We start from the raw sequence: 10,120 nt of genomic DNA, 5'->3' as shown, positions 1-10,120 counted from the left end.
TCGCCCCGCCTGCCGTCGGATCCGGCTGGCCGTGATAGACCCAGGTCGTGATCTTCTTCGGTTGTGCCTCGCGCACCTTCAGGCGCCACAGCGGATGCCACTCGGTGCTGATTCGACGCTGGGTGGCCGTCGGGCTGTAGCCAGCCGGTGTCGCCGGGCAGGCGTCTGCGGCACCGAGCCCTTCAACGCGTACCGTCTCAAGGTTGCGCGCAAGATCGCTGCCGTAGCAGGTCTTGTTCCCCGCAAAGTCGGTGCGGCTTGCGACATTGGCGTTGCCGTCGTACGTGATGGCAGATGAGGCCGCGCCGCACCCCGGACCTCCGGGTTGGCTTACACCGGTCGAGCGCGTGACGCCGAACTGGGTGGCGAAGCTGTAGGTGCGCGCCGTGCCCAGCGCATCCGTCACCACTGTCTGGGTGACGTTGCGGTTGATATTCTGGGTGTAGGCGAGCGTTGCGGCATCCGCCCCACCTGCCAGCGACTCGCCGATGGCACGACCGTCGCTGTTGTACTCGTAGGTGGCAAACCGGGCGCCGTTCTCGTCGGTGATGCCGGTCAAAGCACCCGGCAGGTTGGCCCCACCCGTATGAGCGGCTTCGTTGTAGTGATAGGTGCGGACCGTGCTGTCCGGGTAAGCAACCGTAGTCAGCTGGTTGGCCCCGTCGTAGCCGTAGCGCACCGACTGAGCGGCCGAATTCGTGACCTTGACGATGCGGCCACTCGCGTCGTGTCCGAACGTGAGCTTCTGGCCCTGGCTGTCCTGTACGCGCAGAAGACGACCGGCGGGCAGCACCGTCGTCGTCGGATTGCCGGACGCATCCAGGACGAAGCCGCCGTTGCCCGACACGCTGCCATCCGTGCCATCGCTGTAGGTCACCGTGCGCACGGTGCCGTCGCGCTCGCGCACTGACTCAAGCTTGCCCGACGCGTCGAAGGTCTCAGCGCGCTCCTCTGCGGCGTCCCAGTAGCGCCAACCTGTACGAACGCCTGAGCTGTTCTTGAGCTCGATCAGGCGGTCGCTCACGTCCGCTTCCGCATTCCATGTCGAGCCGGAGAGCTGAAACGTCAGTACCCGACCCCCGGTGCGAATCGACCACGCCGTCGTGGTTGAATCCGAAGGCAGCCGGATCTGCTGCTGGTAATCGAATGTCCAGCCGGCACCGAGCGGCATGACGCCACTCGGACTGCCCGTGATCAATTCCGTGTAGCCCGCTCGCGTGCTCAGGCTGTTGTACGTTCGGGAGAAATCAATCGGTCCGGACTGAATGTCCCGCTGGAGGAGGAACTTGTTGCCGCTGGCCAGCGAAACCGGATGCCTGAGCGACGGGCACTGTTGGTCTGACTGCTTGGCGCTTGCCGCAGCGATCCACTGGTCGGCGCGACACGCCAAATAGTATTCCGGTGTTGAACCGCTGGGGCAACAAGTGACGTTGTAGAGAGGCCTCCAAGAATAAGGGCCCGACCCGTCATCGTTAAAGAGCGTGGCGTAACGCGAGTAGACGCTACCCGCAACACGACCTTCTCCAAGCCATGTGTAGCCAGTGTTGTACCTGTCATCAAGCACATAGGTGTAGGGATCCACCGGGTTCGAATTGAGTGCACTTTCGACAAGATCGAAAACCTCCGGATGGCTCGCTCCATAAAAGACATAGCCATGGTCATTGAACAAACAAGCCTGAGGCTCCTCGGCATTTACTGATGTGTGCGGAACCAGCAGCAGCAATGCAACGAAATTTGAGCGAAGTAGCTTCTGACCGCGCTCTGAAACGAAAGACACCATTTCCGAACTTGACAAGTCAAAGGTCATTTTCAGCAATCTCTGGCGAACGCGACACGGCAGACAACAACCCCCAACCCCGCCAGCAACAAAACAATCGTCGAAGGTTCAGGTACCGGCGCTGCAATCAGGGCCAGCGTGCCGTTCGATACCTCAAGTCGGTAACCCGCCTGCGTCAGGTCACCGGACAGTGCGAGCCGGCCGGCTTCGGCGAACACTACTTCGTTGGCCCGGGCCAACTCGATGCGTTGCGCGCGGTGTGCGGGATCGAAGCCGACCAGTGAAAGTTCGGCCGCCTGCGAAATCATCAGCGTGCCGGCGGCGAGCATGGGCCCGGTGCGCAAGCCACCGGCAAGGTCGAAGTTCAGCGTGCCGCCGAGGTCGATCAGGCCGGTTACCGACAGGGCTTCGCCCGTCAGCAACAGGCTGCCGCCTCCGCTGACCGATATGTCGCCACCGAGGACCCCCGAGGCGACCAGCCGTGCGCCGGCCAGCACTTCAAAGCTGCCCTCGAGCGCACCGCCGAATACCAGTTCACCGGCGGCGACCACGGTGTGACCGGCGTAGTCGTAATCGCCCAGCAAGGTCAGCCGGCCGCTGCCCGCCTTGGTCAAACCGCCCGGTCCGTCGATGCGGCCGATCAGCGTGATGTCGAAGCCGTTGCTGTCGAGCGTGCCGCCATCGGCGCCGAGCGCGATATGCCGGCGCAGTGTGAGATCGTCGAGCGCCTGCAGCGTGCCCCCGGCAATCAGCAGGCCGGCGCGTGGGTCACCCAGCCGGGCATCGCTGTCGATGCGCAGCGTATTGCTGATGGCGGTGCCGCCGCTGTGAGCGTAGGTGCCGGCCAGCGTCAGCGCGCCGTTGCCATAGCTGTACAGCACGCCCGCGCCGCGGACCGTGCCATGGTGCGTGTCGTCTTCGTCGATGAAGAATCCCACGCCGGCACCGTGGGCCACGTCGATGTCGCGGCCGAGCGTACTGCTGCGACCGACCAACGCGCCTTGCTGAACCTCGACAAACGCCTGCGTGTTGGCACCGCGCAGCCAGAGCAGGCCTTCGCCTGATTTCACAAAGCGGCCAGCGCCCGACAACTCACCCGACCACGCAGCCGTGTCGGCGTTTGTCATGCGCAGCACGCCCTCGTTCTCCACGCGCTGGCTGGCGAGCCCGGGGCTGACCGACAATTCGCCCGCAAGGACGCGCGTGGTGCCCGTCCAGGCCGCGTCACCGACGACCTGTGTGCCGCTGCCGTCCTTTTCGAATGCACCGCTCCCTTCTATGCGACCGCCGAAAACCCGGCGGCCCCCGGATTGGTGGACGCGCAGCGCGTTGTCACCCAGCTTGACCGTGGCGCCGCCTCCAAGGTTCGACAGACCGGCCAGCGTGCGCGCGCCATCCGCCGCGCTGAGATCGAATACCGCGTCGTGCGCCAGATAGATATGGCTTGCGTCCCCGGTGCTGCCGCGCCCCTGCAGCGCCAGCGTGCCGGCGCCCACATCCACCGTGCCAGTGAAGCGGCCAGCCTGCGTCAGCGCGAGTTCGCCGCTGCCGGACTTTCTGAGCGTGCCATCGCCGGACAGGCTGTCGGCGAGGGTGAGCCGGTGATCGCCGAGATCGACGGCGCTGTCACCGACGCTGTGCAGCGCACGCGCCAGTTCAAGCGCCGACGACAACTGCAGCCGACCGCCATCGAGACGCAAGGCCTGCCCGGCCGCGCCCAGACTGAAGTCGCTGCCGGCGATCAGTGTGCCGCGCACCAGGGTGCCGCCGGCCTGCGTGTTGTGCCCGGTCAGTTCGATGCGCGCATTGCTGCCCACCTCAAGCATGCCGGCCCCGGACAGCCGACCGGCGAAGGTGTCGTCCAGCTGTGGCACGCCGCTGATCAGCAGCGCGCCGCTGCCGAGAACCACATCGCCGGCACCCGCCACACTCGACGCTTCGGTTGTCGTCGTCCGGGCAGCAAGGTCCAGCGTGGCATCCAGCTCTACCAGGATGCGCGGCCTCTGACCGGGGTCGGCATCTGCGGCGAAGGTCAGACGACCTTCGGCTACATGCAGATCGCCGGTGAATGTTTGAGCGCGGGTCAGCAGCAGTTCGGCGCTGCCCGCCTTGACCACCGTGCCGGTGCCCGACACGACGTGATCGAAGTGACCGGTGTCGGACTGTTCGAACATCAACGCGCCACCACGCAGCAACACATCCGTCTGCAGGCTCGCGGCATGTGCAGCCAGCACGCCGTCATCCACCACCGGCGCGGCATGCCAGACGTTGTCTGCATGCGTCAGGCGCAGCGTGCCCGCACCCTGCTTGTACAGCGTCTGGTGAGCCGTGACCTGGCCGTGGATGCCGAAGGTGTTGCCCTGCGTGTCGATCCAGGCCGGCCCGGCCGGTCGGGGTACGACCGGCATCGGCGTCGGCGCAGGCACCGGCGTGCCATCAGGCGTCAGAATCGGAAGGTCGACGTAATGGACTCCGGACTGCGACATGGTGTAACCGATGACGACATCGCGGAAGGTGTCAAAACTTGCCCCGATGACGAGCAGCTCCGAACCCAGGTAGAGCGTTGCACCGGGGTCGCCCAGATCGGCGTCGCTGAAGGCGGACCAGGAGTGGAGCCACGGCCAGTAGTCGGGCCCGTAGGATTCGCCATGGAAAACGACGCCGGAACTGCAACAAAGGTTGAACCCGCCGCCGTAAATGGCGCCGTTGTTCGGGACGATGAGGTACACCTCGTCCTTGAGCTTGCGCCAACCCTCATACGCGGCCGCCAACGACGTCGGATCGACCGGGCCATCGTAAAGCCCCGCCGCCACCGGCAGGGGCGCCGCGAGGGCTAGCGCCAGCAGAACGATGGGGTATTTTCCCGAAGACATGTCGAACCCGTACGCATATTGAATGCGTACCAGTATCGCCCGACATCGCTACCCGGAGGTGACATTTGCATGACGCAGGACCTGATCCGACATCCGGCCCGGCGGTGGTGATATGCAAGGCCGGCATCGCGCGCCGGCGAAGTTGCGGCGCATCAAGTCGGCCAGCCGCCGCTATTCCGGCTGCGTGCCCACCGCGAGCGGGGCGCCGTCGTCGTGGCGGGCCAACCAGTCGAGGGTGGTCTGGCGGTAGCGCACCAGACCCTTGTATTCGGCCAGCTCGTTCGGCAGCGAGCCGAGCACGCGGTTCAGGCGCCTGGCCCAGCGCGGGTAGGTCGCCAGTTCTTCCATGCTGGCGAGATAGCCGCGGATCGAAAACAGCATGCCGTTGCTGCGCGGCAGGCGGAACAGGGTCTGCAGTTCCACCCGCAGATGCACCTTGGCGCCGACATTGTCCGGCGTGACGCTGGCGCGGTCCTGACCCCATTCGGGATAGGTTTCGGGCGCGGTATCGAGGCGCGGGTTGATCGTCATGGTCCAGTTCAGGCGGCGCACCGGGCGACCCTGCTGCAGCATCAGCAGGTATTTGAGTGCGCGCTCGAACACGCCCAGCTCGTGCGCCAGCGGCACCGGGCCGTGCCATTCCATGAAGCTCATGCCGACGTCGAAGGTGAGCGACCAGTCGGCCTGCGAGGTGATCATGCCGGCATCGGCGAACAGGTCGTTGTTGCGCTGATCCATGATGACGAAATCACCCTGGGTCTGGCGCGTGATGTATTCGAACGGCGGGCACGGCAAGGTGGCGGCGTCGCCGAAGGTGAAGGACTGGTCGATGCCCAGCGGCTTGTTCACCCAGTGCCAGCGATCGCCGTCCTTGTTCAGCACGAACAGATCGGGGTAGTCGCGCGCCATCGATTCCATGAGTAGTTCGAGCGTGTCCCACTCGGCGTCCATCATGTGCGGCAGCGACACGCAGCGGCCCGGGTCGCGCTCCAGCGTGATGGCGCGGTCGCGCATTTCGGCGATGTAGTGCTCGTCGATGTCGAACGCATGCTCATACACCGAGCCGGCCGGCCCGCCCGCGTGCGGTTCCATGTTGACCGAGTACATGTACTGGTCCTGATGGAAGGGGAAGGGGAAGCGGCGGATGGCGGCCGGCGAGTTGCGGTAGGTGTAGTCGTCGCGGAAGGTTTCGTCCGGCTTGAAGGCTAGGGTCATGTCGTCGTCCTCACAGGTTCAGGGTCAGGCAGCCGCCCTTCAGGCGCGACACGCAGGGCATGATTTTCGTGCCCGACGCGCGCTCGTCGGCGCTCAGATACAGGTCGTGATGGATCAGCTCGCCGTCGGCGCCGAGCACCTCCAGTTCGCACTGGCCGCAGGCGCCGCCGCGACACAGATAGGGCGCATCGACGCCCTGCTGTTCGATCGCTTCGAGCAGCGACAGGTCACTCGGCACGCTGAAGGTGTGGCCGCTGAGCGCGAGCTTCACGTCGAAAGGCTCGCCGCCGCTCGGCGCGAGGAACTGTTCGCTGTGCAGATGGCTGTCGGGCCAGCCCAGCGACTTGCCGGCATTCAGGCTGGCGGCCACCATGCCGGCCGGGCCGCAGATGTAGAAGTGGCTGCCGAGCGGGCGACCGGCCAGCAGCGAGCCGAATTCGATCTGTTCGCGGCGCGACTGCACGTAGTGGCGGATGCGGCCGTGCGCCAGCGTTTCGAGTTCGTCGGCGAACACGCCGAACTCCGGCGCGCGGTAGGCGTAATGCACTTCGAAGTCGGCACCCAGACGCGCCAGTTCGCGCGCCTGCGAAAGGATGGGCGTGATGCCGATGCCGCCGGCCACGAGGATGTGGCGGCGACCGGTGCGGTTCAGCGCGAACAGATTGACCGGTGCGGAGATGTCGAGCCGCATGCCTTCGCGCGCCGCTTCGTGCAGCCAGCGCGAGCCGCCGCGCGACGTCTCCTGCAGGCGCACCGCGATGCGCCAGGTGTCACGCACCGACGGGTCGCCCAGCAGTGAATACGGGTTTCGGTGCAGGCGATCGCCCAGCGGCAGCGACAGCACGGTATGGCTGCCGCCGGAGAAGACCGGGAAGTCGGCGCCGTCACTGCGCCGGAAGCTGAACTCCCGGATGCCGGGCGCCAGGTCGCGGATGCGGCCGATTTCGACGTTCAGGGATGCGTGGCTCATGGGTAGATCACCTCCGCGGCCGGGATGTCGCCCGGCGCTTCGGCGTCGATCTGGAAGCCCATGTAGGCGCCCAGACGACGCGAAAAATGGTCGCGTACGAACAGCGCACGCGCACAGCCGCTGCACGGCACGATATGGGTGTGCACGCCGCGCGTGACGGTGCGGCAATGCACGCAGAACACCGGCCGGGCGCGCGTGCCCGCCTGCATCAGGCGCATTTCGTCGCGGCTCATGCCGAAGCCGTCGGCCAGGCGCGCCGCCTGCCAGATGGCGTCTTCCGGTCCGACCAGATACAGCCGGGTACCCATCTGGGCGGCGCGCAGCGTGTCGCCCAGCGCTTTCAATGCAAGTTCCAGCGTCGCGGCGGCGATGGTGTGAACGCCGGGCGGTCGCTCGGCCAGCCAGCCAGCCAGCGGTTCGCCGCCGGCATGCTGGAGGATGAGCGTGATCGGGCCGGCGGCAGGCGGCTGCGCCCAAAGTCGGCGCGCCAGCGCCGCCTCATCGGCCGCGACGAACAGCACGTGATGGGTGCCGGCGCGGTCCCATTCGAGCGCGGTGTAAACCGGCTGGCTTTTGATGGCAGGGGTGGACATGCGGCGTCTCGTGGCAAGGGGAGAGAGCTCGCCGACCCGCCGCGCGTCTGGGCGCAGCGGGCTGGCGTCGATGCGCGATCAGCGCTTCTTGTCGGGATGGGTACGCTGGCGAAGCGGGTCGTAGAACGGCGTCGGCACCACCAGCGCCGCCAGATTGCCGGCCTCGCTGCGGATGGTCAGACGGGTGCCGATCGACGACTTCGCCGGCGTCAGGTGCACCATGGCCAGCGACTGCATCAGCAGGCGGCTGTAGGAGGCCGACGTGACCACGCCGACTTCGGTGTCGCCGTCATAGACCTTCGCACCCGCTTCGACCGCTGCGTGGTGCAGCACCGTCATGCCGGCCTGCTTCACGCGCTCGCGCCCCTTCAGGTGCAGCACCGCGGCCTTGCCGATGTAGTCGCCCGCCTTGTCGAGGTCGACCGCCCAGTCCATGTTCACTTCCCACGGCGTGGTGTCGCCTTCCGGCATTTCGAACGGGAAGAACAGCAGCGCGCCTTCGACGCGCGTCAGATCGAGCGCGGTCCATGAACACGGGATGACGCCCTTCGGCTTGCCCGCTTCGAGAATCGTGTCCCACAGGAACACGGCGTCGGCCGCACTGCAATACACCTCGTAGCCGCGCTCGCCGGAGTAGCCGCCACGGCCCAGCGTGACCTTCTTGCCGAACAGTGTGGTGTCGACGTGGCTGAAATACGGCAGCGCAGCCAGGTCGGTCGGCGTGTGCGGTTTCAACACCTCGAGCGACAGCGGCCCCTGCAGCGACAGGATGTGCACGTCCTGATCGGACGTGATGGTCACGCTCCTGCCCGCAGCCAGCGCGGCCAGCGTCTTCGGCGTGGCGCCGCTGCCGTGCGAAATGCGGAATCTGTCGGCGGCGTCGCGGATGATCATGATGTCGTCGACCAGCGCACCGGCTTCGTTCACTTCGCCGCCGAGACGGGCCGTGCCCGGCTTCAGCTTCGTGACATCGATGGTGACCAGGCGGTCAATGACGGCTTCGGCATCGGGCCCGGTCACGTTGACGATGTTCAGCGCCGACACGTCGTACAGCCCGGCGCGCGTGCGCGTGGCGACCACTTCATCGTGCGGACAGCTGCTGTAACTCCACGGGATGGGCATGAAGTTCCACGTGTCGCCGTCGAGCTTGGAGCCGAGCTGGCGGTGCCGCTCGTTCAGAATCGAATTCCTCTGCATTTCCCGGTGTCTCCCTGTCTGACATGTCGCCGCGCAACGCGGTCGATCCGGGATTGATTCTGTTGTCCGGGTGGGTGCGGGACAATTCTCACGAGGGATTACCTACTTGGAGGTAGCGAGCCTTTCGTAGGAGCGGGCCCTGCCCGCGATAGGGCGGTCGATCGGGCGACGACCGCGTGTTTCGAAGCCGTATCGCCTGCAGGGCAGGCTCCTACGAAAACCGGCACGCCTTCAGGCGCAAACCCGACCGCTTGCCTACTGTACTGATGTGGGAGAGGGGAGCGGCCGCGGGGTCTTTCCCCCTCTCCCGCATCAGCGGGAGAGGGTGGCGCGAAGCGCCGGGTGAGGGCGAGAGCGTGGCTGCGCGAACCGGCTGGTCAGAACGGCGTGTCGAAGTCCGGACAGGCCCGGCGATGCATGCGGAGTGTCTTCAGCCAGGCTTTCAGTTCCTTCGCATCGGCTGCGACGGCAAGTTGCTGCTGCAATGCAACGATCTGGTCGTTACAGGTGCGGATGTCCTGCGCCAGCATGACCTGAAGGTCTTTCGGACGGATGGCCGCGAAAGGCGGCAGACCGAAGTCGATGATGATGCCGTGCTCGATGGTTTCGATTTCCGTGTCCAGATCGGCCAGTTGCCCCTTGAGTATCTTGATGTAGTGCTTGAGGCGTTCGGGTGCGATGGAGGCCAGATGGGCCTGGTCGATGTGTTCCAGTTCGAGTTGCAGTTCGAGCAGCTGCAGCAGGTTGCCGTTTTCGTAGGCGGTATTGGCCCGCTGCATCAACGCCGTCTTGCGCGTCCGTTCGGCCGGATCGGGCTCGCGGTCGGGGTGCAGGGCACTGGCAAGTTTGCGGAACACTTCGCGGATCGACAGGCTCATCTGCTTCTGTTCCGCTTCCTGCTTCGCTGCGCGCGCTTCTTCGCGCCGACTTTTCTTGCGCGTCGATGCGGCCGCCTGCTGCGCGCCCTGTTGCGCATGGAACTGCGCTTCCACCTGCTTCAGGATGTCTTGCGGCGAACTCATGTCGACATCGTCGCCCAGGTTCATGCCCAGCACATCCTCCAGCATGGCCTTCATGTCGTCCAGGCGTCCGGCTTCCTGCTCGTCGAAGTCCGACTGCGTGTACTTGGAAAACAGGCGCTTGAGATCGTCGTCGCTCTTGAACTCAAGTACGGCCTCGGTCAGTTCCACGATGAGCGCGGCGAGTTTGTTCCGTTCGCCCTGGGTCACGCCCTTCCGGTCGTGCGCCGCATCGTAGGCGCCCGCGAGCTGGCCCTGGAGATCGGTGCATTGCTCCTGCAGCGGCAGCAGGTCCCGCGCGTACACCTGCGCGATGGCGGGCTGCGTCGCCTGCCACTCGGCGAGTACGGCACGGCGCGCTTCGATCTTCTTGATCAGGCTGTTGAACGATTTCTGCTCCTTGGTCAGCGGAGCGGAAACACCGGGTTCGATCTGGATGGGCAGGCTGGAAGCGTCGTCGAAAAGATCCATGGCAG

General features: G+C 65.7%; 7 protein-coding genes. All 7 read right to left on the bottom strand.

Annotated features, from left to right (window positions below; all coding sequences use genetic code 11):
• Nucleotides 1-1,807, bottom strand: a 1,807-nt coding sequence (locus tag Q8Q80_RS18005) for a DUF6531 domain-containing protein (protein WP_305634242.1), incomplete at its 3' end; no start/stop codon positions are given.
• 2 nt (nt 1,808-1,809) lie between these two features.
• The gene (locus tag Q8Q80_RS18000) at nt 1,810-4,650 is read right to left on the bottom strand and encodes an autotransporter-associated beta strand repeat-containing protein (RefSeq protein WP_305634241.1); all 2,841 of its coding nucleotides are present in this window, start codon (nt 4,648-4,650) and stop codon (nt 1,810-1,812) included.
• Between the two features lie 171 nt (nt 4,651-4,821).
• Complete coding sequence (locus Q8Q80_RS17995; RefSeq protein WP_305634240.1) at nt 4,822-5,865, bottom strand: DUF3445 domain-containing protein; 1,044 nt, start codon at nt 5,863-5,865, stop codon at nt 4,822-4,824.
• A 10-nt stretch (nt 5,866-5,875) separates the two neighbouring features.
• The gene (locus Q8Q80_RS17990; protein ID WP_305634239.1) at nt 5,876-6,835 is read right to left on the bottom strand and encodes a PDR/VanB family oxidoreductase; all 960 of its coding nucleotides are present in this window, start codon (nt 6,833-6,835) and stop codon (nt 5,876-5,878) included.
• Nucleotides 6,832-7,428, bottom strand: coding sequence for a dimethylamine monooxygenase subunit DmmA family protein (locus Q8Q80_RS17985; protein WP_305634238.1), 597 nt, complete (start codon nt 7,426-7,428; stop codon nt 6,832-6,834). Before Q8Q80_RS17985 ends, Q8Q80_RS17990 begins: the two co-directional genes overlap by 4 nt.
• Nucleotides 7,429-7,506: 78 nt before the next feature.
• Entirely contained in the window at nt 7,507-8,625 is a 1,119-nt protein-coding gene (locus Q8Q80_RS17980) for an aminomethyltransferase family protein (RefSeq protein WP_305634237.1), read from the bottom strand.
• A gap of 377 nt (nt 8,626-9,002) precedes the next feature.
• Complete coding sequence (locus Q8Q80_RS17975) at nt 9,003-10,115, bottom strand: J domain-containing protein (RefSeq protein ID WP_305634236.1); 1,113 nt, start codon at nt 10,113-10,115, stop codon at nt 9,003-9,005.
• Nucleotides 10,116-10,120: the final 5 nt, after the last annotated feature.

It is taken from the genome of Methyloversatilis sp. (assembly GCF_030698125.1).
GTDB lineage: Bacteria > Pseudomonadota > Gammaproteobacteria > Burkholderiales > Rhodocyclaceae > Methyloversatilis.
Note: the sequence above shows the minus strand (reverse complement) of the source record. Positions and strands in the feature narration are given on the sequence as shown.